Raw genomic sequence first — 22,774 nt, 5'->3', positions numbered from 1 at the left:
GTCCCTCGGTGGTGAGGGCTGCTCAGGGCCGGGCGAGGCCGGCGACGAAGCGTGAGGTCAGGGCGGTGGGAGCGGTGATGGCCGTACCGACCACGACGCTGTGGGCGCCGCGGGCGATGGCCTCGGCAGCCTCCTCGGGGGTATTGATACGTCCTTCGGCCACGACCGGTACAGGGACCGCGGCCGAGAGAGATGTCACAAGGTCCAGGTCCGGACCGGTCTGCTTCGGCGTCCCCGGCACGTAGCCGGACAGCGTGGTCGAGACGAAGTCCGCTCCCTGCCCGGCGGCGGTGATCCCCTCGGCGAGCGTGGAGACGTCGGCCATGACCAGGGCGCCCGCCGCGTGTACGGCGGTGACCAGCTCGGCGAACGTGGAGCCGTCCGGGCGCGGCCGGTCGCTGGCGTCGGCGGCGACCACGGCCGCGCCGGCCTCGACGACAGCCAGGGCATGCCGGACGGTCGGGGTGATGTAGACGCCGGTGTCGCCGTCCTTCCACAGGCCGATGACCGGGAGGTCGACGGCGGCGGCGATCGCGGCGACGACCTCCGGCTCGTTGGCCCGGATCGCCGCTCCGCCGCCGGCGACGGCGGACAGGGCCAGACGTACGAGGACGGAGGTCTCCCGCATCGGGTCGCCGGGGGGTGCCTGGCAGGAGACGATCAACCGGCCCCGGAGGGCGTCGGCCAGATCCTGTGCGGTCATCGGAGTGCTCCCGGGTGATGGAGGGGAAGGGTGGTGGTCAGGGCGGCCGCGCCCAGCACGGCGGCGTCGTGACCGAAGAGCGGGGGTTCGGGGAGGAGCCCGCGCAGCGGCGGCATCAGTTCGGCGGCGAAGGCGGCGGCCAGCGCGTCGCCGTACAGCCCGCCGATCCTGGGGACCCCGCCGCCGACGACGACCCGGTCGGGGCCGAGCGCGTTGGCGAGGCCGCCGAGGACCCGTCCGGCGGCCGTCGCCCCGGTGGTCACGGCGCGCACAGCGGCCCGCTCCCCTTCGGCGGCACGCGCGGCGACCGTTTCGAGCCGGTCCGCCGGGGTTCCGGTCAGCCGCTCGTAGTGCGCGGTGATGCCCGGACCCGAGGCGATGACCTCCAGATGTCCGGTGGCACCGCAGGTACAGGGCAGCCCCGTCGCCTCCGCGCTGGGCAGATGGCCGAGGTGGCCGGCGATGCCCGCCGAGCCGTGCAGCATCCGCCCGTCGACGGCCAGGGCACCGCCCACGCCCGTGCCGATCGCGGCGAACAGCAGCGAACCGCGGTGGTCCGGCAGCGCGGCGAGCTCCGGCCCGGCGGTGGCGCGTACGTCGTTGTCGCAGGCCACGGCCAGACCGGTGCGCTCCGCGAGGCCCGCGGCCAGCGCGGTGCCCGCCCAGCCGCTGATCGAGTCGGTGGCACTGGTCACCATTCCGCTGCGGGGGTCGACCACGCCTGCGGCGGCGACGCCGAGGAGCGTGGCCCGCCGGCCGGGGTCCACCTCGGCCGCCGCGGCGGCGAGCGCGTCGAGCACCGCCGCCGCACCGTCCCGGGCCGGGGTGGGCCGGGTGTGCCGGGCCAGCACCGTGCCGTCGGCGGAGAAGAGAGCGGCGGCGATCTTCGTACCGCCGAGGTCGAGGCCGATCACCACGGCCCCGGTCGCCGCCGCACCGGCCGGGCCGGCCCATGCCGGGCCGGGGTTCGTCGGACCGGTGTTCATCGGACCGGCGGCAGACCGGCGCCGTGCAGCCGCTCGCGGACCAGGGCGACGGACTCGGCGGAGAGCGGGAGCTGCGGGAAGGCGGTGGCGCCGTTGTCGATGACTCCGAGCAGCTGGAGCGCCGCCTTGAAGGCCCCGAGAGCCGACGAGCTGCGGCCCATGTCCTGCTCCGGACCGACGTCGACCATGGCGAACAGCTCGACGAGCCGCTCCTGCTCCCGGGAGGCGAGCGCCCAGTCACCGGCCCGCGCGGCGTCGTACAGCCGGACGTAGCCGGCCGGGTCCACGTTGCCGATGCCGGGCACGACACCGTCGGCACCGGCCAGCAGCGCCGCGTCCACGGTGAGTTCGGAACCGGTCAGCACGCTGAAGTGCGGCACGGGGCCGTCGGCCCGCCCCTCGCGGCCGCCGAGCTCCACGATCAGCCTGCGGAGCCCGCCCTCGTCACCGCTGCTGTCCTTGAGGCCGGCGAGGGTGCCGTCCTCGGCCAGTTCGCGCACCAGGGCGGGGGACAGCTTGGAGTGCACCGCCACCGGGATGTCGTAGGCGAAGAGCGGCAGATCGACGGTGGCGCGCAGTCGCCGGAAGTGGCCGGCGACCTCCTTCGGGTGCGTACGTGTGTAGAACGGCGCGGTCGCGACGAGGGCGTCCGCGCCGAGCTCCATGGCGGTGCGCGCGTGCTCGGTGACCCGCGCCGTCGTGGTGTCGATGACCCCGGCCAGGACCGGGACGCGCCCGGCGGCCGCGGTGACCACGGTCTCCAGGGCGGTGGCGCGCCGGGCGTCCGTCAGATAGGCGACCTCGCTGGTCGAGCCGAGGGCGAAGAGCCCGTGCACACCGCCGTCGACGAGGTGGCCGACGAGCCGGGTCAGGGACGCCGTGTCGACCTCCCCGCGGTCGTCGAGCGGGGTGCAGACCGGCGGTACGACGCCGTGCAGCGGTGCGGTCAGAGACATGGTGAAGGGCTCCAGCTCGTTCGGTACGCGGGTCGTTCGCCGAAGGGGAGGCGCGACCAGGACGTGGGACGTAAGATGTCCTATGTCTGGACTCACCTTAAACAGATGCCCCGGCAGCCGGTCAAGAGGTGCCGGTGGCCGGCGACACCCCAGGAGGACCGTTGTGGCCCGCCCCACCATGGCTCAGGACATCGAGCGAAGGATCAAGGAACTGATCCTCGGACGCCGGCTCGGACCGGGCGATCCGCTGCCCACCGAGACCGAGTTGATGGAGCTGTTCTCCGCCGGACGCGTCTCGGTGCGCGAGGCCCTCAAGGCACTCCAGGCCGTGAACGTCGTCGAGATCCGGCGGGGCTTCGGGACGTTCGTCGGCTCGCTCTCCCTGTCACCCTTCGCCGAGGGGCTCGCCTTCCGGGCAGCCGTCCGGCACCGGCAGGGCGAACCGGGCCTGCTGGAACTGATGAAGGTGCGCGAGGCGCTGGAGACCGGACTCGTCGGAGCCGTCACCGCCGGAGTCCCCGCGGAGGACCTGGCCGTGCTGCGGGCCCTCGTGGCGACGATGGAGGCCGAGGCCGCCGAGGGCGGCCGGGTCGCCCGGGCCACCGACCGCGCGTTCCACCTCGCGCTCTACGCCTCGCTCGACAACCACCTCCTCAGCGAGGTGCTGGACGCGTTCTGGGCGGCCATGGACCGGGTGCGCGAGGACGTGGACGACGGCCACCAGGACCCGTCCGTCACCTGCGCCCAGCACCACGAGATCGTCGAGGCGGTCGCGGCGGCCGACGGCGCACGCGCGGTGCGCGCGATGCGCACCCACTTCGACGGGATCCGGGGCCGCCTCGACCCTCAGTCCGTGTCCGCGTAGAGGTAGCTCTTCGTGCCCGCGAGGGTGGCGCGGCACCAGGCGTCCACCGAACCCTGGTCCATGGCGGTCCAGTCCGGGGTCTGCTCCACCTGCGCGCGGCCGAGCCTGCGCCCCAGCTCGACCAGCCTGGCGCCCTCGGGGGTCCGCTCCCGGGCGTAGTGCCGCAGCGCCTCGGCGGGTGAGGCGGACGTCCGCAGCGCCTCCTCCAGGCAGAGGGCGTCCTGCAGAGCCTTGACCGCCCCGCTCGCCGTGTGCGGGCGGGTCACCCCCGCCGCGTCGCCCGCGAGCAGGAACGGAGGATCCGCGGCCAGGGGCGCGTGCAGGTCGGCGACGGGGTGGCAGGTCATCGCGGTGTGCTCGCCGCGGGCCACGATGTCCGCCCACTCACGGGGGAAGTGCTCGTCGGCCAGCTGCCGTACGTGTCCGGCCTCGTCGTGCGACCCGGCGGGCGGGGTCGCGTAGATCGCGTAGGCCAGCAGGCGTTCGTCAGGCCCGGCGCCCCCGCCCCGGGGGATCAGGTAGAAGATGCCGTGCCCGCCCGGGAAGCCGATCGTCACCCAGGAAGCGCGCAACAACTCCAGGGGCCGGCGGTGCTCGGCCCACGCGCCCGCCGGAAGCGTGCCGCGCCACACCGTGTACCCGGCGGGGGAGGCCCGCAGGTCCGGGGCCAGGACCTGGCGGGTGAGCGAGCGGTGGCCGTCGGCGCCCACGACGATGTCGTAGGCCTCCTCACCCTCGGCGGTGCGGACGAGGGCGCCCCCGGCGGGGTCACGTGCGACCGAGGTGACGGGGCGCCCCCGGTGGTACCGCGCACCGGTGGTGGCGGCCCGCAACGACTGCCAGAGAAGGCCCCAGTTGCACGGGGTGACCGCGCTGGGCTGGCGGGCGAACTCGCGTGCCGACCGCTCCCCGGGCACCCGGGTCAGCCAGACCCGGGTCGCCACGGGGGCGGTCGGCATGGCGGCGTCCAGATATCCCGCGTCCACCAGCCGGCGGTGCAGAGGGGGCGGGATGACGATCCCGAGCCCCCTGTCCCGGAGCTCGCCGTCGCTGCGCTCGTGGACGGTGACCTCCGCCCCCGCCCTGACACCCGCGACCGCCATCGCGCACCCGGCGATGCTGCCGCCGACCACGCCCATCCGTGAACCCGTCACCGCCATGCCGCTGCCGCCTGTCCGTCGTCCCGGGAGGTGCCGCCCCATCCTGGCAGCCGGCCGGGTGCGACCAGGGCGACAACACTCACACAGGAGGCGGGTGTTACGGGGTGACGGTCACCGTGCGGCTCCCCGAGGCCTGCTTGCCGTCGGCCTTGTAGGTCGCGGTCAGCTCGGCGTTCCCCGAGGCACCGGCCGGGACGGTGACCGGGACCTTGATGTTCGCGCCTTCACCCGGACGTGTCGCCGGGAACGCCACCTGACGGGTCGTCCAGCCGCCGGGCACCGTCAGGTCGAGCGTTCCGGCGCTGCGGGTGACGTCCATCCGGTTGACGACCCGGACCGTGACCTCCGTGGTGGTCCCCGCCTTCATGGTGGCGGGCGGGGTGATGGTGACGTCGGCGCAGGTGCCGCCGAGCCACTGGAGGTCGAAGGAGGAGTACGTGATGTGCTTGTAGTTGTCCCGCTCGTAGAGCAGGCCGAGGCGTCCGTCCGGCAGCCGCGTCAGTGTCGAGTACGCCGCGCTACCGGAGTTGACGACCTTACGGATCGGCCAGGTCCTCCCGTTGTCGCAGGACATCTTCACGGTGAGGTTGCTCCGGGAGGAACTGCTGTCCGTGTTGCTGAACAGCAGCCACGAGGCCTTCGGGTCCGATGCCGCGGCGTCCGGGGCGTACCGCATGACCGAGCCGTTGTTCGCCGGGTCCCGCAGGGCGGTGTCCTGGGTGAAGGGGGTCCAGTTCACCCCGCCGTCGGTGGAGTGGGCGATGGTCCGGTAGGGCGCCGAACGGTTGTTGAGCATGATCCGGCCGTCACTGAGCTCGACCGTCTTGTTCTCGTCCCCGCCCGGACCGACCGGGTTGCCCGTCCTCCAGGTCGCGCCGTGGTCGTCGCTGTACGCGCTGACCGCGTAATTGGCGCCGTTGTTCCGGATCGCGTACTGCTGGATCAGACGGCCCTTGTAGGTGCCGTTGCGCACCTGGATGCCCTCGCCGGAGGCGGCGAACATGCCGCCCCAGGCGGGGTTCTTGATCTGCTGCGTGATCCGGCGGTGGGTCCAGGTCACCCCGTCGTCGTCGGAGTAGCTGTAGTCGGCCTGGAGGACGTTCGGGTCGGTCTCGTCGTTGCCGGTGCCCGACCCGAAGAAGCCCTGGTTCACGGAGGCGGCGTAGAAGACGAAGATCCGGCCCGTGGTGCGGTCCACCAGCAGACTCGGGTCGCCGAACCCCTTCGGGGCGGCCTCTTTGCGGACCACCTGCTGCGCCTGCCAGGTCGTGCCGCCGTCGGTGCTGCGCCGCAGCACGATCCCCAGGTTGCCGGGCAGGTCTCCGAGCGTGGGACGGGAGTCGTAGGCGGCCAGCAGGGTGCCCTTGACCGAGGTGGTCAGCGCCGGGATGCGGTAGTAGGGGGATCCGGCGCCCTGGGTCGCGATGTCCTGCGAGGTGAGCTCTCCGGCCGCGGCCGCGGCGGTGGGTGCGCCGTGGGCCGTGCCGGCGGCGGTGGCCACCAGGACGGCGGCCGAGAGCATGGCGAGGGTGACTCTGCGCTGCATGAACGGTCTCTCTTCTCGTGAGGGGGAGAGGTGCGGAGACGGAGCGGAGCGCGGCGCGAAAGGCCGGCGCGTCAGGGGGTGAACAATTCGCGCACCCAGGCAAGTTGCTCCGCCCGGTGGTGCGCGCCGCCGCCCTCGTGCCCGTTGAACTCGTAGACGCGCAGCTCCTTGGGGCCCGCGTAACGGTTGTAGGCGGTGAAGCAGGTGGAGGGCGGGCAGATCTCGTCCGTCATCGCGACGGAGAACAGTGCGGGCGCGGTCGCCCTGGTGGCGTGATGGGCCGCGTCGAAGTACGACAGGGTGCGGAACACCTGGTCGGTGCGGTCGTGGTGGAGCCGGAGGTAGGCGGCGATCTCGGTGTACGGCGGCAGTGCGGCGATCCGCGCGCCCCGGGCGATGTTGCACAGGAACGGCACGTCCGGCATCACACCGGCCAGCCCCGGCACGAGCCCGGCCACGGCGAGCGCGATGCCGCCGCCCTGGCTCACCCCGGTCACCACGATGCGGGCGGGATCGACCTCGGGGTGTTCGCGCATCGCCTCGACGAAGCGGACCGCGTCGGTGAACACCCTCCGGTAGTAGTAGGTCTCGGGGCTCTCGACACCCCGGGTCAGGAAGCCCGGCACCGTCCCGGCGGCCCCCGGATCGGTGTCCGGGGTGACGCCGGCCGCCGCCGACCACCCCTGCCCCCGGGTGTCCATGACCAGGTGTGCGTAACCGGCGCAGGCCCACATGAGTTCCTCGTGCGGCAGGCCCCTGCCGCGCCCGTACCCGAGGAACTCGACGACGCAGCCGAGCGGTTCGGTGGCACCGGTGGGCATGTGCAGCCAGCCGCGCACCGGGCGTCCGGCGTAGCCCGGAACACTCACGTCGTACGTACGGATGTGGGGCAGTCCGCAGTCGACCTCCCTGTACCGGGGCTTGTCCGCGGCACCGTCGTGCGGCTGCTCGCCCAGGGTGCCGGACCAGAAGGCGTCGAAGCCGTCGGGCAGCGGGAACTCGGGCCGGTAGACGCGGCATTCCTCGAGCGGGAGATCGGCCGAAGGCATGGCTGTGCCCTCCTGGAGTAAGGGAAGAGTCCAAACAGCAGACGTCAGATGTCCTGCTGGCAAACTGGACCCTAGGGAGCCCTGCCGTCGGACGTCAAGGGTGTGCCGGAGGCCGCGGCCCCCGCCCCGGAAGGCGGGGCGGGGGGTGGTGCGCGGTGATGTCAGGCCTGGCCGGCCGGGCCCGCCCCACGCGACCTGGCCTCGGCGATCCGCCGCCGTACGGGGGTGTAGTGCTCGTCCAGAGCCTTCAGGAACGCGGTGACGTCGCCGGCCCGGGCCGCGTCCACGATGTTCTGGTGGGCGGCGATCGTGGCGGTCTCGTCCGCGTGCGTGAAGCCGTCGAGGTGCGGGGCGACGATCGTGTAGACGTCCCAGAAGGCCATGGAGAGCTGGCCGATCAGGTCGTTGCCCAGCGGTTCCACGAGCAGGGCGTGGAACGCGCGGTCCGCGGCGACGAAGCCGTGCCCCTCGCCTGCGCCGGTGTCGCGCATGGTCGCCACCAGGCGCTCCAGGCCGTCGAGCTGCTCGGTGCTGAGCGAGGAGATGATCCGGTCGGCCATGCCCCGCTCGAAGAGCTCGCGTACGTCGACGAGGTCGGCCATGACCTGGAAGTCGTCGTCGGGGGAGAGCAGGCCCCGGAAGGTGAGGCTCTCCACCAGGGCGGACAGGCTGAGTCGGCCGACGTACGTCCCGTGGCCGTGGCGCACCTCCACGATGTCGAGGGCGGCGAGGATCTTGACGGCCTCCCGGACGCTGGAACGGCTTGCGCCCAGCGCCTCGCACAGGGCCGGCTCCGTCGGGAGCGGGTCCCCGGGGCGCAGCCGCTCGTCGAGGATGTAGCGCTTGATGCCCTCGACCACTTCCTGCCGCAGCAGGGTGCGGCCGGGTCGCGTGCCGGACATATGTGAACTCCCCACCTCTTGACCCCTCTCGATTGTCAAGCTACGTTCCCACGCTATCAAGGCATCAGACATCTGACGTCTGATGCTCAACCGTCCGGCGGCATCCCGAAGGCCGTCGAAAACGGTGGCTCTCCACTCATTCCAAGCTCTCAACGTCCCTTGGAGGACCCGTGCCCGAGCTGAGGCCAGCCGGCGTCGAGCGCCGCACCTTCCTGCGTTACACCAGTGCCATCGGCGCGGCCGCAGCCGTCACGGCAGGCCTTTCCGCGTGCGGCGGGCCTTCCTCGACCGCCGACGGCGCTGCGGGCAAGGGCGACGGCAGCGGCACCATCGAGGCCGGTCTGTCGTATCCGCTGTCGACCGGCTTCGACCCGATGATCACCTCCGGCGCCACGCCCTACGCGGCCAACATGCACATCTTCGAAGGCCTGGTCGATCTCGATCCGGCCACGCTCGTGGCGCGTCCCGCCCTCGCCACCGAGATGCCGAAGAAGATCAACGCCACCACCTACCGGGCCACCCTCCGCGAGGGCGCCACCTTCCACGACGGCTCGCCCGTCACCGCCGAGGACGTCGTCTTCAGCTTCGAACGCATCCTGGACCCGAAGAACTCCTCGCTGATGGCGCAGTTCGTGCCCTTCATCGACACGGTCACCGCCGTCGACGCGAAGACTGTCGAGTTCAAGCTCAAGTACGCCTTCGCCCTCTTCCCCTCCCGCATCGCCGTCGCCCGCATCGTGCCGAAGAAGATCGTCGAGGCGGACGTCAAGGGATTCGACGCCGAGCCCGTCGGCTCGGGGCCGTACAAGTTCGTCTCCGCGACCCGCGAAGACAAGATCGTCTTCGAGAAGTACGACAAGTACAACGGCTCCCACCCGGCCAAGGCCGACAAGATGATCTGGCGCCTGATGTCGGACCAGTCGGCCCGCGTCAGCGCCATGCAGTCCGGCCGTGTCCAGGCCATCGAGGACGTCCCGTACATCGACGTGGACGGACTCGCCGCCACCACGAAGACCGAGTCCGTGCAGTCATTCGGCCTCCTCTTCCTCATGTTCAACACGACCGACAAGAGGTTCGCCGACAAGCGGGTCCGCCAGGCCCTGCACCACGCGCTGGACACCGAGAAGATCATCAGCACCGCGATGGTCGGCAACGCGGCGGCCGCGACCGGGTACGTCCCCTCGACCCACCCCGACTACCACGAGGCCGCGACCGTGTACACGCACGACGTGGCCAAGGCGAAGAAGCTGCTCGCCGACGCGGGCGTGGGCAAGCTGAAGTTCACCGTCCTGACCACCGACACCGGCTGGGTCAAGGACATCGCCCCGCTGCTCAAGGAGAGCTGGGCCGCCGCCGGTGTCGAGGCCACCCTGAACATCGCCCAGTCCCCGGCCCAGTGGGCCAAGGTCGACGCGGGTGACTTCGAGGTCATGGTGGCCCCCGGCGACCCCTCCGTCTTCGGCAACGACGTCGACCTCCTGATGCGCTGGTTCTACTACGGCTTCTGGCCGGAGAAGCGCTACGGCTGGTCCCGGACCGCCGAGTACAAGCAGGTCAGGCAACTCCTCGACAAGGCCGCCCAGGCCGCCGACGAGGCGGTGCGCAGGCAGCTCTGGGGCCGGATCACCGACATCGTCGCGGAAGAGGCGGCGCTCTACCCGATCCTCCACCGCAAGCTGCCCACCGCATGGAACGAGAAGGCCCTGCCCGGATTCAGGCCGCTGCCGACCACCGGCCTGTCCTTCGTGGACGTCGGCCGCGCCTGACGCCCACGCCCGGTGCGGGACCGGCCCCTTCCGGCGGGCCCCGCACACCGGTCCGGGCCGCCCTCCCCGGCGGCCCGGACCAGCCGCCCGCCCAATCGCAAGGAACCCGACGATGGTTGCTTTTCTCCGGCTCGCGCTGCGCCGCGTCGCGATGATGCCGGTGATGATCCTCGGCATCGCGCTGCTGGTCTTCGTGGTGCTGCAGTTCTCGCCGGTCGACCCGGCCTTCAACGCGCTCGGGGAGAGCGCCACCCCCGAGGCCCGCGCTGCCTTCGCCGAGGCCAACGGGCTCAACGACCCACTGCCCGTGCGCTACTTCGACTTCCTCGGCCAACTGCTCCACTTCGACCTCGGGATGACCGTCCCGCCGAGCCAGCCCGTGATCGACCGGATCACCGCCGCCTTCCCGCTCACCCTCCAGCTCACCTTCCTCGGACTGCTCCTCGCGATCGTCCTCGCCGTCGCCGGCGGAGTCCTGGGCGCCATGTACCGGGACCGCTGGCCCGACCAGCTCTTCCGCGTCCTGTCCATGGCCGGCGTCGCCATCCCCTCCTTCTGGCTCGGCGTCCTGCTCATCCAGCAGTTCGCTCTGAACACCCGGGTGTTCCCGACCGGCGGCTACACCAACCCCGCCGACTCGTTCAGCGGCTGGCTCACCACCATGGTCCTGCCGGCCGTCTCGCTCGCGGTGCCCGTCGCGGCCTCGCTCGCCCGGCTCGTCCGCACCGCCATGGTCGCGGAGCTCGACCGCGACTACGTCCGCACCGCACAGGGCAACGGTCTGCCGGTCCACCTCGTCATCCGCTCGGTGCTGCGCAACGCGCTCGTCACCCCGCTCACCGTGCTCGGGGTCAAGGTCGGCTACCTGCTCAGCGGGGCCGTCGTCATCGAAGCGATCTTCGACCTGCCCGGCATGGGCAAACTCATCCTCGAAGGTGTCACCGGCGGCGACGTCGCCCTGGTCCAGGGCACCGTACTGACCATCGCCATCGCCTTCCTGGTCGTCAACGTCATCGTCGACCTGCTCTACCTGCTGGTCAACCCGCGCATCAGGACGGTGTGACATGTTCGCCACGGGCCGTCTGGCCACCAAACTCTCCCGGCCCGGCATCGCCTTCCGCGCCCTGCCGGTCACCTCCCGCGTCGCCCTCGGCGTCCTGGTCGTCGTCGTACTCGGCGCCGTACTCGCCCCCCTGCTCACGCAGGACCCGCTGACCACCGGCACCCCCGTCCAGGCCCCGGGTGCCGACCACTGGTTCGGCACCGACCGCGCGGGCCGCGACGTCTTCGCCCGTGTGGTGCACGGTTCGCGCTACTCGCTGGTCATCGGCCTCGGGGCGACCGCCGTCGCCCTGGTCGCCGGCTCCGTCCTCGGATCGCTCGCCGCCACCTCGCGCAGACTCGGCGACGAGTCCGTCATGCGCACCCTCGACATCGTCATGTCCTTCCCGCCGATCGCGCTCGCGGCCGTCCTCGTCGCCGTGTTCGGCACCAGCGTCCCGGTGATCATCTTCACCATCGCCTTCGTCTACACGCCCTCCCTCGCCCGCGTCGTACGCGCCAACGTCCTCGCCCAGTACGGGGAGGACTACGTCGCCGCCGAGAAGGTCATCGGGGCCCGCCGCGGCTACATCGTGCTCCGCCACGTCGCCGTCAACTGCATGGCGCCCGTCATGGTGTTCGCGACCGTCATGGTCGCCGAGGCCATCATCTTCGAGGCCAGCCTCTCCTTCATCGGAGCGGGTGTGCAGGACCCCGACCCCAGCTGGGGCAGCGTCCTCGCCTACGGGCGGCAGATCCTCCTCGCCGGCGGCTGGTGGGCCACCTTCTTCCCCGGCCTGGCCCTGCTGATCACCGTCCTCGCGCTCAACATCCTCTCCGAGGGCCTCACCGACGCCTCCGCGGCGCCGAAGAGCGCCCGCGCCCACGCCGAGCCCGCCGCCACCACGGCACCGGACCCGGTCGAAGCCGCCTCCACCGTCGACATCGACGCTGCCCTCGGCAAGCTCGCACGGCACATCGAGTCCACCGAGCCGACCATCACACCGGTGCGCGAGGACGCCGGCGAACTCCTCGTCGTACGCGACCTCGCCATCCGCTTCCCGGACCGTTACGGCGACGTCCCCGTCGTCGACAAGCTGAACCTCACCGTCCACGAGGGCGAGACCCTCGGCCTGGTCGGTGAGTCCGGGTGCGGCAAGTCCATCACCAGCCTCGCGGTCATGGGGCTTCTCGCCCGCAACGCGGAGGTCAGCGGCGAGATCCTCTACCGCGGCCGGGACCTGCTGAAGCTCCCGCCCAAGGAACGCCGCGCCCTGATGGGCCCGGAGATCGCGATGGTCTACCAGGACGCGCTCTCCTCCCTCAACCCCTCCGTGCTCGTCGGCACCCAGCTCAAGCAGCTGACCTCGCGCGGCGGTACGAAGACCCCGGCCGAACTCCTCGAACTCGTCGGCCTCTCGCCCGAACGCACCCTGCGCAGCTATCCGCACGAGCTCTCCGGCGGCCAGCGCCAGCGCGTCCTCATCGCCATGGCCCTCTCCCGCAGCCCCCGCCTCCTGATCGCCGACGAACCGACCACCGCACTCGACGTCACCGTCCAGGCGCAGGTCGTCGAACTCCTCGTCGAGCTGCGCGACGAACTCGGCTTCGCCATGGTGCTGGTCTCCCACGACCTCGCCCTGGTCGGGGACCTCTCGCACCGGGTCGCCGTGATGTACGCGGGGCGGCTGGCCGAGGTCGGCGACACCCGGGCCGTGCTCACCGACCCCGCCCACCACTACAGCCGCGGCCTGCTCGGGTCCGTCGTCTCCCTCGAAGCGGGGGCCGGCCGGCTCCACCAGATCCGCGGCGTCGTCCCCGCGCCCCAGGGCTTCGGCGAGGGATGCCGCTTCGCCGGGCGCTGCGGCGCGGCGACCGGCCTCTGCCGCACCACCCCCGTACTGAGCGGGCGCGGCACCACGAAGGACCACGGCTTCGCCTGCCACCACCCGGCCGAGGCCGCCGCGAAGAAGCTGGAAGGGAGCGCCCTGTGATCAGGCTCGACGGCGTTCACGTACGCCACAAGGCACGCAGCGGAGGCCTCTTCAGCCGCGACGCCGTGCACGCGCTCACCGACGCCACCATGGAGGTGAAGCGCGGAGAGATCGTGGGCCTGGTCGGCGAGTCCGGCTGCGGAAAGTCCACCATGGCACGCGTGCTGACCGGGCTCCAGAGGCCCACCGACGGCAAGGTCCTCTTCCACGGCCGGGACCTCTGGGAGATGACGGGCGCCGAACGGCGGGGCGACTTCGGTTCGGCGGTCGGTGTCGTCTTCCAGGACCCCTCCACAGCACTCAACCCACGCCTGACGGTCCGTCAGATCCTCCGCGACCCGCTGGACGTGCACCGGCGCGGCACCCGGGAGGCCCGCGAGGCACGGGTCGAGGAACTGCTCGACCTCGTCGGCCTGCCGGGCCACACCCTGGAAGCCCTGCCCGGACAGCTCTCCGGCGGTCAGCGCCAGCGCGTCGCCATCGCCCGCGCCCTGGCCCTCGAACCGGAACTGATCGTCGCCGACGAACCGACCTCCGCGCTCGACGTCTCCGTCCGCGCCCAGGTGCTCAACCTCCTCGTCGACCTGCGCGACCGCCTGGGACTCGGCATGGTGTTCATCTCGCACGACATCCAGACCGTGCGCTACCTCGCCGACCGCATCGCCGTCCTCTACCTCGGCCGCATCGTCGAGGAGGGCAGGGCCGCCGAGGTGGCCGGCGCCCCGAGACACCCCTACACAGAGGCACTGCTCTCCGCCACGCCCAGCCTGCTGGAGACGACGGAGCGCATCGTGCTCACCGGACCGGTGCCCTCCGCCACCAACCCACCGCCCGGATGTCCGTTCACCACCCGCTGCTGGAAGGCCGACGACGCGTGCGCCACAGCCTTCCCCACGGAGAGCTCCGGGCCCGGCGGACACCGCTGGCACTGCGTCCACCCCCAGCCCACCACGTCGTCCCCGTCCGGGGACCCGGCCCCCGTACCGCCCGCGAGGAGCACCGCATGACCACCCCCACCACCACCTCCTACTCCGGAGTGATCCCGCCCGTCGTCACCCCGCTCACCACGGACGGCGAACTGGACGCCCCGTCCCTGGAGCGGGTCGTCGGCCACCTCCTCGACGCGGGAGTGAGCGGGCTCTTCGCCCTCGGCAGCTCGGGCGAGACCGCCTACCTCACGCCCGCGCAACAGGACGAGGTCATCAAGGTGATCACCTCGGTGGCGGCCGGGCAGGTACCCGTCCTCGTCGGCGCCATCGAGACCACCACGAACCGGGCGATCGAGAGGGCCCGCGCCGCCGCCGGTCTCGGGGCGGACGCGGTCGTCGCCACCGCGCCCTTCTACACCCGCACCCACCCCCCGGAGATCGACCGCCACTTCCGGGACATCGCGGCGGCGGTGGACCTCCCGCTCCTGGCGTACGACGTCCCGGTGTGCGTCCACAGCAAACTGGACCCGGAACTGCTGCTCCCGCTCGCCGCGGACGGCGTACTCGCAGGGGTGAAGGACTCCAGCGGCGACGACGGGTCGTTCCGCAGGCTCGCCATCGGGGCCCGGGCGTTCCCCGGCTTCTCGGTCCTCACCGGCCATGAGCTGGTGGTGGACGCGATGATGCTGAGCGGCGCGGACGGGTCGGTACCCGGCCTCGGCAACGTGGACCCGCACGGCTACGTGCGGCTGCACCAGGCGGCCGTGCGGGGGGACTGGGCAGCGGCCAAGGCCGAACAGGACCGCCTGGTCGGCCTGTTCGACATCGTCACGGCCGCCGCGTCCGGGACCGCCTCGGCGACCGCGGCCGGACTGGGCGCCTTCAAGACGGCCCTGATGCTGCGCGGGGTCATCGCGACCAACGTGATGAGCCCGCCCATGCGCAGGCTCGACGCCGCGGAGACCGTCGTGATCGCCGCGTACCTGGACCGGGCGGGTCTGTCCCGCGTCTGACACCGCTTCCCGCACATGCGGAAGGGCCGCCCCGCAGCATCCGCGCTGCGGGACGGCCCTTCCGTGCGGGGCGGACTAGTTGCGCGAAGCGCGGGTGCGGCGCATGAGCACCGCGCCACCCAGCAGCAGCCCCGCGCTCGCGCCGGCGGCCAGACCCATGCCGGCGGAACCGGTCTGGGCCAGCTGCGTGTCGGGCGTGTTCGGACCGGGGTTACCGGCCGGCGGCTCCTCCACGGGAGGCTTCGAGGTCGGCGGCGTGACCGTCGGGGGCTCCTCGGTCGGGGGCTCCTCGGTGGGCGGCGTGACCGTCGGGGGCTCCTCGGTCGGCGGCTCCACCGGCGGCTTCACCGGCGGGTGGCCGTGGTCACCGCTGTCGTTGACACAGTCGTTGCCGAACACCGGGTTCAGCAGACCGACGACGTTGACGCTGTTGCCGCAGACGTTGACCGGGACGTCCACCGGGACCTGGGCCAGGTTGCCGGAGAGGACACCCGGGGAGCCGACGGCCTTGCCGTCGGCGCTGGCGCCGGAGCCCTTGTGGCCGCCCTGCGCCTGGCCGTGCTCGTCGCCGTACGCGTCGTCCTGCGCGTCGCCGTGGCGGTCGTGCGAGCTGACGTTCGCGCAGGAGTTGCCGAAGGCCGGGTTCAGCAGGGCGATCACGTTGACCGTGTTGCCGCAGAGGTTGACCGGGACGTGCACCGGGACCTGCACGGCGTTGCCCGAACCGACACCGGGCGAGTTCGCGGCGACTCCGTCGGCCGAGGCGTCGGCGTGCGCGTAACCGCCGGCGGCGGTCAGGATGCCCGACGCCGCCGCCATGACGATCATGCTTTTATTCAGAACCTGTCGCATTACATGCCCTTCTCCGGGAAATTCGCGTGGGCGGTGACCCTGATGGCGGTCATTCCATCGACGCGGACGACTTCCTAACGACGCGACGGTTGCGGGGGAAACTTGGAGATCGGTGGAAATTGTGTAACCACCCGAAAGGGTCACGTACGCGTGTTCGCTCGACGCGGTCTTCATGGCATTCGGGTGAACGGGGCCGAGCGGGGGGAACCAAATGCCGGGCGGCGAGTTGATCAGGGCGCTCCGCTGCGGGGCACTCGGTACGAGAAGGGTTCATCGTGATCAAGAAGGTCCTGGCGACGGGCGCCGTCGCCGCCTCCATCCTCGGTCTCTCGGCGACCAGCGCCATGGCGATCGGTGACGACACCGGTACGACGTCGATCAACGGCAACGGCGCCGAGGCGGAGTACGGCAACAGCTCCACCAAGGGTGACCAGAGCCCGCAGCTCAGCCTCGTGCAGGGTTCGCTGAACAAGCCCTGCATCGCCCTGCCGGTCAAGGCCAACGCCGGTGCGCTCGTCGGCATCCTCGCCGCGGTCGCGGTCCAGGACGTCAACGTCCTCTCCAACCCGCAGAACCAGCAGTGCACCGAGAACTCCACCCAGGCCAAGGGCGACGAGCCGCTGTCGCACATCCTGTCGGACATCCCGGTTCTCTCCGGCAACGGCGCCGGCAACAGCTGACCGGGCCACCACGACCGGTCCGGGCCGCCGACACTCCTCCATCGTGCGGCCCGGGCCTGCGTCATTCGGGCGGTTTTCCCGAAAACGTTTCCCACAGCGTTTCGAAGTCGCCCGTAAATCGTTACGGATTACAGCTCCGGAGTCACGAGTGCGTCCGTAGGAGCGCTCGTGCGGCACGAAAGACGTGTCCGTCGAGGACTCCGCTGCAGAAAGGGATGAAAGTGAAGTACACCAAGGTCGCCGCCGTCGCCGCCGGAACCCTCATGGCGCTGGGCGCCGCTGCCCCGGCCATGGCCGACGCCGGTGCCGGTGCCGTTGCCGCCGGGTCCCCGGGTGTCCTGTCCGGCAATGTCGTTCAGGTCCCGATCCACATCCCGGTCAACGTCTGCGGCAACACCGTCAACGTGATCGGTCTGCTCAACCCGGCGTTCGGCAACGTCTGCATCAACGACTGAGCTCTCGTCGACAGGGCCGACGGCCCGTCATGAGAAGGCCCTGGAGCGCTGTGGCGCTCCAGGGCCTTTCGTCGTGCGGGGGAAATGCCACGCCCCGCAGTTTCCCCGCGCACCGCTCGGTCGTTGGTCCTGGAAATGGCGGCAGACGCCGCCCGAGAAGGGATTTGAGAAAGTGAAGTACGCCAAGACCGTCGCCCTCGTCGCAGGTTCCGTCGCCGCTCTCGGGGCGGCCGCCCCCGCCTTCGCCGCGACCACCCCCACGGCGCCCCGGATCAGCCTCACCGGCGGAGTGAACGAACTGTCCTCCACCGTCCCCGCGATCCCCGACCAGGTGGTGAACCCGGTGGTGGACGCCGTCGGGGACACCGCCGGGAAGGTCAAGGGGGACGGCAAGGTGGCCAAGTCGGCGAAGGCGGTCACCACGGTCGCCGAGGCGGCAGGGCCTCTCATCGGCGGGCTGCCCCTCGGCGGCTGATCCACGGCCGGGCGCCCTTTCGCGTCGTGCGCCGTTCCGTCGGACGGCACCCGTATGCGGTGCACCGAAACCGTCCCGGGAAATCGTTCGAGTGAAGGGGCGAAACCGGGACCGCCTCGGCGGAGTTGTTCAGAATGCTCCGGACAGGCGGGCAAACAGAAATCCAGAAGGGCACGTTCATGATGAAGAAGATTCTGGCGTCCGCGGCAGTCGCCGCCTCCGTCGCCGGTATTTCCGCCGCTGCCGCCCCCTCGGCCATGGCGATCGGCAACGACACCGGCACGACGTCGGTCAACGGCAACGGCTCGGACCAGTACTACGGCAACAGCAGCACCCACGGCGACATGAGCCCGCAGATCGGTCTCATCCAGGGCTCGTTCAACAAGCCCTGCATCGCCCTGCCGGCGAAGGCGAATGTCGGCTCGCTGCTCGGGCTCGTCCCGATCTCGGTCCAGGACATCAACGTCCTGTCCTCCCCGCAGAACCAGCAGTGCACCGAGAACTCCACCCAGGCCAAGGGTGACGAGGCGCTGTCGCACATCCTCAACGACATCCCGCTGCTCTCGGGCAACGGCGCGGGCAACAACTGATTCCGTGCGACTCCGGCTCGCCCTGCGACCATTGAGGCCAGGGCGTACCGATTCCCGCCCGTCGTAGTGCGTGGTCAGTGAGCACGTACGGGGCCGGTCCTTCCGTGCGCCCACCGCTCTGCGGTCGGCGCCCAGGTCGGACCGGCCCCGTACGCGTGCCCGGGCCCAGGCGGCCGGGGGCGCTGGTCTGCACGTCGGGTAGCCCGATAGTGGGGGAATTGGGCCGATTGCCTCAGTCCCGGCCGACGCCGCGCGCCCGGCCGGGTAGGTGCGGGGCATGGACCCGTACGACAGTCACCATGCGCGCGGCCGTGACCGGTCGCCGGAGAGCTCCACGCCCATCTACGACCGGCTGCTCGCCGAATGGCGGGACGCGGCACGGCGAGACGCCGGGGCCGACCCGTCCGCGGCGGCGGTGACCTCCGGGGCCCCGCGCGGCCGCGAGGTCTTCGTCCCCGCCGCCCGCGCGGAATCGGGCGGCAGGTAGGAACCGCGTCGACGGAAAGCCGGATCCAACTCGTTCGAGTGGTGCAGCGGAACTTAATCCTCCGTTTGCGGTTGATCAGTACGTTCCACAACGGGACGCTCCGAAAGGTGAAGCGCAATGAAGAAGATTATGGCCGGCGCCGCTGTGGCTGTGTCCCTCCTCGGTCTGTCCGCCGCCGCGGCCCCCTCGGCCATGGCGATCGGTGACGATCACGGCACCACGACCGTCAACGGCAACGGTGCCGAGTCGGAGTACGGCAACAGCTCCACCAAGGGTGACCAGAGCCCGCAGCTCAGCCTCGTGCAGGGCTCGCTGAACAAGCCCTGCATCGCCCTGCCGGTGAAGGCCAACGTGGGCTCGCTGATCGGTGTCATTCCGATCGCCGTCCAGGACGTCAACGTCCTGTCCAACCCGCAGAACCAGCAGTGCGCGGACAACTCCACCCAGGCCAAGGGTGACGAGCCGCTCTCGCACATCCTGAGCGACATCCCGGTGCTCTCGGGCAACGGCGTCGGCAACAACTGACACCACTGAATGCGGGCGGTCCGGGGCTCAGTGCCCGCGGGGCCGCCCGCATTCGGCTGTGCGGTACGTCAGCACGGCGATGCCCACCACTCCACGGGGGGTGGTGGGCATCGCCGTGCGGACGGGAGCGGGTGAGGTCAGCCCAGGGTGCGTACCGGCATGAGGCAGTGGGCGGAGGTGCCGATGACCTCGGGGTCGCCCACGAAAGAAGCCAGCAGTTCCTCGCTCACCGGCTGTCCCGGGACAGCCGCGGGCCACGGACGAGTGGCGAACATCCCGTGCACCTTGCCCTCCGACCGCGCCACGGCCAGCCACTCGGGCGGCACGGTGTACTGGGCGTTGAAGTGAGGCAGCGTCAGGACGGCCTGGCCCGCCTGTACGAGCAACTTCACCGGGAGGTTGGGGAGTTCCGAGGCGTCCAGCGTCTCGCCCCCCACCCGCAGGCCGCTGCGTTCCAGGGCGGTGCGCATGGCCTGTTCGCCCGCCTCCGGTCCGTCGGAACCGTCGCCGAGCGTGTAGGTGAGCAGGAAGGCGGTCTCACGCCCTGTTCCCGGGTTCGACCCGCTCCAGCCGATCAGGATCTGGGTGCCCAACTGGGCAGGTGTGAAAGGGGCGGTGGCGGCTTTGGATGAGGTCATGTCCGGCACCCTAACGGCACGAGACCGGTACGGGTGCACGCGTATCACCTGATCGGGGAATATCTCTGCCAACCCCGGCCAATCCGCCGTGTGTGCCTTCGCTTCCCGGAAAACCTGTTGACCGCCCCGGTCGCCCCCGCGCTACTGTGTGCGCAGTTCGAGGAACCAGGAGGTGAGGACATTGATGACTGTCGCAGCGGTGGGCACTGCCCACGACCCGAAGAGCATCGTCCCCACCCCTGTGGCCGCCGGCTGACCTTGACCTGAATTCTCTCCGCGCCTGAACGCGCGCTGCCGGGGCCGCCCTTGTGAAGGGTTTCCCTTGTCTTTCTCCATTTCCCAGGCCTCCACCCCGTCGCACCCGCTGGCCCCGTACGGCTGGGACGACGCGTGGGCCGACACCTTCGCCCCGTACGCCGAGCAGGGACTCCTGCCGGGACGTGTGGTGCGGGTGGACCGCGGTCAGTGCGACGTGGTCACTCCGGACGGCGTCATCAGGGCGGACACCGCCTTCGTGGTGCCCCGCGACCCGATGAGGATCGTCTGCACGGGCGACTGGGTGGCCGTCGACCCCGGCGGCGACCCGCAGTTCGTCCGTACCCTGCTGCCCCGTCGTACCGCCTTCGTGCGTTCGACGTCGTCGCAGCGCTCCGAGGGCCAGGTCCTCGCGACCAACATCGATCACATCGTCATCTGCGTATCGCTGGCCGTCGAGCTGGACCTCGGACGGCTGGAACGTTTCCTGGCGCTGGCCATGTCCAGCACCGCCGGCGCCGCGCTGCTCGGCGACGGGTCACGGCCCGTGGAGCACGAGGCGCGCCCGCTCGTGCTGCTCACCAAGGCGGATCTGGTCCCGGACGTGATCACTCTGTCCCATCTCGTCGAGGACATCGAGCGCATCGCCCCCGGGGTGCAGGTGCTTGCCGTCAGCTCGGCCACGGGGGAGGGCGTCGACGTGTTCGGCGCGATCGTCGGCGGCGGTACGAGCGTGCTGCTCGGCACCTCCGGCGCCGGGAAGTCGACCCTCGCCAACACGCTGCTCGGCGAGGACGTGATGCATGTGCAGCAGGCACGTGAGGTGGACGGCAAGGGCCGGCACACCACCACGACGCGCAACCTCCTGGTGCTGCCGGGAGGCGGTGTCCTGATCGACACCCCCGGACTGAGGGGGGTCGGCCTCTGGGACGCGGAGGCCGGCGTGGGCCAGGTCTTCTCGGAGATCGAGGACCTCGCCGGGCGGTGCCGCTTCCACGACTGCGCCCACACGTCCGAGCCCGGATGCGCCGTCATGGCCGCGATCGAGGACGGGTCGCTGCCCGAGCGACGGCTCGACAGTTACCGCAAGCTGCTCCGGGAGAACCACCGCATCGCTGCGAAGACGGATGCCCGGCTGCGCTCCGAGACCCTGCGCGAGTGGAAGCGCAGGGGCGCGGAGGGCAGGGCCGCCATGGAGATGAAGCGGGGCAGGACCCGCTGACGGGACCGCCGGGGTCCGGGCACGCGCCCGGGCCCTCGCCCCTGGGCCCTCGGCCCTCGGGTCCTCAGCCCCAGATGACGGCTCCCAGCCACGCGCCCACGGCCAGCAGGCAGCAGTAGAGCTCCACGAGCACGGAGTACCCCGTCGCCCTCAGCACGGACCTCAGGGAGGTCCAGCCCGCGGCCCGGCTGCCGAGACGCAGACGTTCGGCGCCGTAGACGGCGCCCACGTACCCGAGGAGACCGCCCACCACCGGGACCACGAAGAACCCGGCGATCGCCGCGATCCCGCCGGCCATCAGCGTCCGGCGTGGCGCCCCCGAATCGCGGGGGCGGCGCGCGGGAAGCAGCGCCTTGAGCGCCTGGTTCAGCAGCAGCAGGCAGGTCGCGCCGATCAGCACCCCCCAGGCGACCGGGGTCGGGTCGGTCAGCGCCCACCACAGCACCGCGGCCCAGACGATCGCCTGCCCGGGCACGCCCGGCACCAGTACGCCGACCAGGCCGAGCAGCATCACCGCCCCGACGGCAACGAGCTGCCACACACTCATTCGACCAGCGTGCCGGAGTCCGCCCGGTCCCGCCCGTCAGCGCGTCCCCACGGGCGGACCGGGCCCGCGGCCGGTTGCTCAGCGCGGGGCCCGGGCCACCCAGCCACGTTCGTACGCGTGCCAGCCGAGCTGCAGCCGGGTGGTGACCCCGGTGAGCTCCATGAGCCCCTTGACCCGGCGCTGCACCGTCCGCAGCCCCAGGTCCAGCTGTTTGGCCACACTCGCGTCCGTCAGGCCCGCCAGCAGCAGGGAGAGGATCTCCAGGTCGGTGGGATCCGCGCCCGGCCCGTTCTCCTCGCTGACACCGCTCCCGCCGAGCCGCAGTGGCATGGCGTCCCGCCACACCGCTTCGAAGAGGCCCATCAGGGACTCCAGCAGCCCGCTGGCGTGGATCACCAGGGCCGCGGGCTCCGCGTGCCGTCCGGTCAGCGGCACCATGGCCAGCGCGGCGTCGGCGACCACCAGCTTCGTCGGTACCCGGTCGACCACCCGGCACTGCTCGTCGCGGCTCAGCGCCGCCGACAGCTCCACGATCCCGTTCGGCAGCGAGAGGACGTCGCGTTCGACGACGACGCGGTAGGTCACGCCCCGCATCGCCGCCCGTTCCTCGGACTCGTTCTCCATGCCGGTGACCGCGATCGGCTTGCCCGTGACCAGCGCGCAGACCTCCGTCGCGGCGCCCAGCTGCAGCTGGTGGAACCTGTGGGCCACCGCGCTCGCGCCCGTCACCACCTCCACGAGGTCGTGCACCGCGGGTTCCGCCGCCTGGGCCCGGTAGTCCTCGGCGAGCAGGGCGGACGCCAGCTCGGCCTGCTCGAGCTCGTGGCGCTGCTGGGTCAGCAACGCGCCGAGGGCGACCCCCGGCGGGGCGGCGACCCAGCGGTCCGCCCGGGACGAGGACTGGGCCACGAGGCCCTGCTGTTCCAGCCGGCGCAGCGCGCGCTCGGTGTCCGCCTCCGGCAGGGCCAGCCGTCGCGCGAGGTCGGAGAGCTCCGCGGCGCCCGTCGCGACCAGCGCCCGGTAGGCCGCTTCCTGTCTCTCGTCGAGACCTATCGCTGACAGCATCCTCGGCCCTCCCCGGGTCGGTGTCGCGCGTTCCCGCGCCCGTCGGACGGCTGTGCCGTGGCGGGAAGCGGCC

At 71.5% G+C, this 22,774-nt stretch carries 24 protein-coding genes; 13 read left to right on the top strand and 11 right to left on the bottom strand.

The features are described from left to right. Positions 1 to 22: 22 nt before the first annotated feature. Genes P8A20_RS06270 through P8A20_RS06260 form a run of 3 tightly spaced genes read right to left on the bottom strand, consistent with a single transcriptional unit; the run spans position 23 to position 2,645 of the window. Positions 23 to 703, bottom strand: a complete 681-nt coding sequence (locus P8A20_RS06270; RefSeq protein WP_306103040.1) for an N-acetylmannosamine-6-phosphate 2-epimerase — start codon at positions 701 to 703, stop codon at positions 23 to 25. After that, a complete protein-coding gene (locus tag P8A20_RS06265; protein ID WP_147960027.1) occupies positions 700 to 1,689 on the bottom strand; it encodes an ROK family protein in 990 nt (329 codons plus the stop codon). The genes P8A20_RS06270 and P8A20_RS06265 overlap by 4 nt, the downstream gene beginning before the upstream one ends. Then, complete coding sequence (locus tag P8A20_RS06260; protein ID WP_147960028.1) at positions 1,686 to 2,645, bottom strand: dihydrodipicolinate synthase family protein; 960 nt, start codon at positions 2,643 to 2,645, stop codon at positions 1,686 to 1,688. The genes P8A20_RS06265 and P8A20_RS06260 overlap by 4 nt, the downstream gene beginning before the upstream one ends. Before the next feature lie 163 nt (positions 2,646 to 2,808). On the opposite strand from P8A20_RS06260, the gene P8A20_RS06255 reads away from it, so the two are divergent. Then, complete coding sequence (locus tag P8A20_RS06255; RefSeq protein WP_147960029.1) at positions 2,809 to 3,510, top strand: FadR/GntR family transcriptional regulator; 702 nt, start codon at positions 2,809 to 2,811, stop codon at positions 3,508 to 3,510. Here the strand turns inward: P8A20_RS06255 and P8A20_RS06250 are convergent. The 4 genes from P8A20_RS06250 to P8A20_RS06235 all read right to left on the bottom strand — a co-directional run bounded on the left by P8A20_RS06250 (position 3,492) and on the right by P8A20_RS06235 (position 8,167). Next, positions 3,492 to 4,670, bottom strand: coding sequence for an FAD-dependent monooxygenase (locus P8A20_RS06250; protein WP_147960030.1), 1,179 nt, complete (start codon positions 4,668 to 4,670; stop codon positions 3,492 to 3,494). The genes P8A20_RS06255 and P8A20_RS06250 overlap by 19 nt on opposite strands. 97 nt (positions 4,671 to 4,767) lie before the next feature. Beyond that, entirely contained in the window at positions 4,768 to 6,216 is a 1,449-nt protein-coding gene (locus tag P8A20_RS06245) for a sialidase family protein (protein ID WP_306103039.1), read from the bottom strand. 71 nt (positions 6,217 to 6,287) lie between these two features. Next, entirely contained in the window at positions 6,288 to 7,265 is a 978-nt protein-coding gene (locus tag P8A20_RS06240; RefSeq protein ID WP_306103038.1) for an acetylxylan esterase, read from the bottom strand. A gap of 161 nt (positions 7,266 to 7,426) precedes the next feature. Then, complete coding sequence (locus P8A20_RS06235) at positions 7,427 to 8,167, bottom strand: FadR/GntR family transcriptional regulator (RefSeq protein ID WP_147960033.1); 741 nt, start codon at positions 8,165 to 8,167, stop codon at positions 7,427 to 7,429. Between the two features lie 170 nt (positions 8,168 to 8,337). Here P8A20_RS06235 and P8A20_RS06230 point away from each other — a divergent pair, with 170 nt between their 5' ends. The 5 genes from P8A20_RS06230 (at position 8,338) to P8A20_RS06210 (ending at position 14,910) form a co-directional block, all read left to right on the top strand. Continuing rightward, positions 8,338 to 9,933, top strand: a complete 1,596-nt coding sequence (locus tag P8A20_RS06230; protein WP_147960034.1) for an ABC transporter substrate-binding protein — start codon at positions 8,338 to 8,340, stop codon at positions 9,931 to 9,933. 112 nt (positions 9,934 to 10,045) lie between these two features. Next, positions 10,046 to 10,996 carry an ABC transporter permease gene (locus P8A20_RS06225; RefSeq protein WP_147960035.1) on the top strand — a complete coding sequence of 317 codons (951 nt, stop codon included), beginning with the start codon at positions 10,046 to 10,048 and terminating at the stop codon, positions 10,994 to 10,996. 1 nt (position 10,997) lies between these two features. Next, positions 10,998 to 12,968 (top strand): dipeptide/oligopeptide/nickel ABC transporter permease/ATP-binding protein, encoded by a 1,971-nt coding sequence (locus P8A20_RS06220; RefSeq protein ID WP_306103037.1) that lies wholly within the window; start codon positions 10,998 to 11,000, stop codon positions 12,966 to 12,968. After that, positions 12,965 to 13,975 carry an oligopeptide/dipeptide ABC transporter ATP-binding protein gene (locus P8A20_RS06215; RefSeq protein WP_306103036.1) on the top strand — a complete coding sequence of 337 codons (1,011 nt, stop codon included), beginning with the start codon at positions 12,965 to 12,967 and terminating at the stop codon, positions 13,973 to 13,975. The genes P8A20_RS06220 and P8A20_RS06215 overlap by 4 nt, the downstream gene beginning before the upstream one ends. Further along, positions 13,972 to 14,910, top strand: a complete 939-nt coding sequence (locus P8A20_RS06210; protein WP_306103035.1) for a dihydrodipicolinate synthase family protein — start codon at positions 13,972 to 13,974, stop codon at positions 14,908 to 14,910. The genes P8A20_RS06215 and P8A20_RS06210 overlap by 4 nt, the downstream gene beginning before the upstream one ends. Positions 14,911 to 14,985: 75 nt before the next feature. On the opposite strand, the gene P8A20_RS06205 is transcribed toward P8A20_RS06210, so the two are convergent. Beyond that, entirely contained in the window at positions 14,986 to 15,762 is a 777-nt protein-coding gene (locus P8A20_RS06205) for a chaplin (RefSeq protein WP_306103034.1), read from the bottom strand. Between the two features lie 275 nt (positions 15,763 to 16,037). Here P8A20_RS06205 and P8A20_RS06200 point away from each other — a divergent pair, with 275 nt between their 5' ends. The 6 genes from P8A20_RS06200 (at position 16,038) to P8A20_RS06175 (ending at position 18,974) form a co-directional block, all read left to right on the top strand. Then, a complete protein-coding gene (locus tag P8A20_RS06200; protein WP_147960038.1) occupies positions 16,038 to 16,442 on the top strand; it encodes a rodlin in 405 nt (134 codons plus the stop codon). Positions 16,443 to 16,663: 221 nt separating this feature from the next. After that, a complete protein-coding gene (locus P8A20_RS06195) occupies positions 16,664 to 16,897 on the top strand; it encodes a chaplin (RefSeq protein WP_015579324.1) in 234 nt (77 codons plus the stop codon). A gap of 172 nt (positions 16,898 to 17,069) precedes the next feature. Beyond that, a complete protein-coding gene (locus tag P8A20_RS06190; protein ID WP_306103033.1) occupies positions 17,070 to 17,372 on the top strand; it encodes a hypothetical protein in 303 nt (100 codons plus the stop codon). 179 nt (positions 17,373 to 17,551) lie between these two features. After that, entirely contained in the window at positions 17,552 to 17,962 is a 411-nt protein-coding gene (locus P8A20_RS06185; protein WP_030124677.1) for a rodlin, read from the top strand. 277 nt (positions 17,963 to 18,239) lie between these two features. Further along, positions 18,240 to 18,449: a hypothetical protein gene (locus tag P8A20_RS06180; protein ID WP_147960041.1), complete on the top strand. Its 210-nt coding sequence runs from the start codon at positions 18,240 to 18,242 to the stop codon at positions 18,447 to 18,449. 117 nt (positions 18,450 to 18,566) lie between these two features. Beyond that, positions 18,567 to 18,974 carry a rodlin gene (locus P8A20_RS06175; RefSeq protein WP_147960042.1) on the top strand — a complete coding sequence of 136 codons (408 nt, stop codon included), beginning with the start codon at positions 18,567 to 18,569 and terminating at the stop codon, positions 18,972 to 18,974. Between the two features lie 137 nt (positions 18,975 to 19,111). Here the strand turns inward: P8A20_RS06175 and P8A20_RS06170 are convergent, their stop codons facing one another. After that, a complete protein-coding gene (locus P8A20_RS06170; RefSeq protein ID WP_147960043.1) occupies positions 19,112 to 19,612 on the bottom strand; it encodes a DUF5949 family protein in 501 nt (166 codons plus the stop codon). Positions 19,613 to 19,934: 322 nt separating this feature from the next. Here P8A20_RS06170 and rsgA point away from each other — a divergent pair, with 322 nt between their 5' ends. Beyond that, positions 19,935 to 21,089, top strand: a complete 1,155-nt coding sequence (rsgA, locus tag P8A20_RS06165) for a ribosome small subunit-dependent GTPase A (protein WP_147960044.1) — start codon at positions 19,935 to 19,937, stop codon at positions 21,087 to 21,089. 64 nt (positions 21,090 to 21,153) lie between these two features. Here rsgA and P8A20_RS06160 read toward each other — a convergent pair whose 3' ends face one another. Together P8A20_RS06160 and P8A20_RS06155 are read right to left on the bottom strand one after the other, a co-directional pair. Continuing rightward, a complete protein-coding gene (locus tag P8A20_RS06160; RefSeq protein WP_147960045.1) occupies positions 21,154 to 21,636 on the bottom strand; it encodes a DUF456 domain-containing protein in 483 nt (160 codons plus the stop codon). 78 nt (positions 21,637 to 21,714) lie between these two features. After that, positions 21,715 to 22,701, bottom strand: a complete 987-nt coding sequence (locus tag P8A20_RS06155; protein ID WP_147960046.1) for a helix-turn-helix transcriptional regulator — start codon at positions 22,699 to 22,701, stop codon at positions 21,715 to 21,717. Between the last annotated feature and the right edge of the window lie 73 nt (positions 22,702 to 22,774).

The sequence above is a fragment of the Streptomyces sp. Alt3 genome (assembly GCF_030719215.1).
Lineage (GTDB): Bacteria > Actinomycetota > Actinomycetes > Streptomycetales > Streptomycetaceae > Streptomyces > Streptomyces glycanivorans.
This window is presented reverse-complemented; position numbering and strand designations above follow the sequence as displayed.

Excerpts from the sequence above, each read along its gene's own strand:
- P8A20_RS06170 (WP_147960043.1), bottom strand. The coding sequence starts at position 19,612 with ATGACCTCATCCAAAGCCGCCACCGCCCCTTTCACACCTGCCCAGTTG.
- P8A20_RS06260 (WP_147960028.1), bottom strand. The coding sequence starts at position 2,645 with ATGTCTCTGACCGCACCGCTGCACGGCGTCGTACCGCCGGTCTGCACC.
- P8A20_RS06205 (WP_306103034.1), bottom strand. The coding sequence starts at position 15,762 with ATGCGACAGGTTCTGAATAAAAGCATGATCGTCATGGCGGCGGCGTCG.
- P8A20_RS06270 (WP_306103040.1), bottom strand. The coding sequence starts at position 703 with ATGACCGCACAGGATCTGGCCGACGCCCTCCGGGGCCGGTTGATCGTC.
- P8A20_RS06250 (WP_147960030.1), bottom strand. The coding sequence starts at position 4,670 with ATGGCGGTGACGGGTTCACGGATGGGCGTGGTCGGCGGCAGCATCGCC.
- P8A20_RS06160 (WP_147960045.1), bottom strand. The coding sequence starts at position 21,636 with ATGAGTGTGTGGCAGCTCGTTGCCGTCGGGGCGGTGATGCTGCTCGGC.
- P8A20_RS06180 (WP_147960041.1), top strand. The coding sequence starts at position 18,240 with ATGGACCCGTACGACAGTCACCATGCGCGCGGCCGTGACCGGTCGCCG.
- P8A20_RS06225 (WP_147960035.1), top strand. The coding sequence starts at position 10,046 with ATGGTTGCTTTTCTCCGGCTCGCGCTGCGCCGCGTCGCGATGATGCCG.
- P8A20_RS06265 (WP_147960027.1), bottom strand. The coding sequence starts at position 1,689 with ATGAACACCGGTCCGACGAACCCCGGCCCGGCATGGGCCGGCCCGGCC.
- P8A20_RS06220 (WP_306103037.1), top strand. The coding sequence starts at position 10,998 with ATGTTCGCCACGGGCCGTCTGGCCACCAAACTCTCCCGGCCCGGCATC.
- P8A20_RS06175 (WP_147960042.1), top strand. The coding sequence starts at position 18,567 with ATGAAGAAGATTATGGCCGGCGCCGCTGTGGCTGTGTCCCTCCTCGGT.
- P8A20_RS06235 (WP_147960033.1), bottom strand. The coding sequence starts at position 8,167 with ATGTCCGGCACGCGACCCGGCCGCACCCTGCTGCGGCAGGAAGTGGTC.
- P8A20_RS06240 (WP_306103038.1), bottom strand. The coding sequence starts at position 7,265 with ATGCCTTCGGCCGATCTCCCGCTCGAGGAATGCCGCGTCTACCGGCCC.
- P8A20_RS06185 (WP_030124677.1), top strand. The coding sequence starts at position 17,552 with ATGATGAAGAAGATTCTGGCGTCCGCGGCAGTCGCCGCCTCCGTCGCC.
- P8A20_RS06210 (WP_306103035.1), top strand. The coding sequence starts at position 13,972 with ATGACCACCCCCACCACCACCTCCTACTCCGGAGTGATCCCGCCCGTC.
- P8A20_RS06245 (WP_306103039.1), bottom strand. The coding sequence starts at position 6,216 with ATGCAGCGCAGAGTCACCCTCGCCATGCTCTCGGCCGCCGTCCTGGTG.
- P8A20_RS06155 (WP_147960046.1), bottom strand. The coding sequence starts at position 22,701 with ATGCTGTCAGCGATAGGTCTCGACGAGAGACAGGAAGCGGCCTACCGG.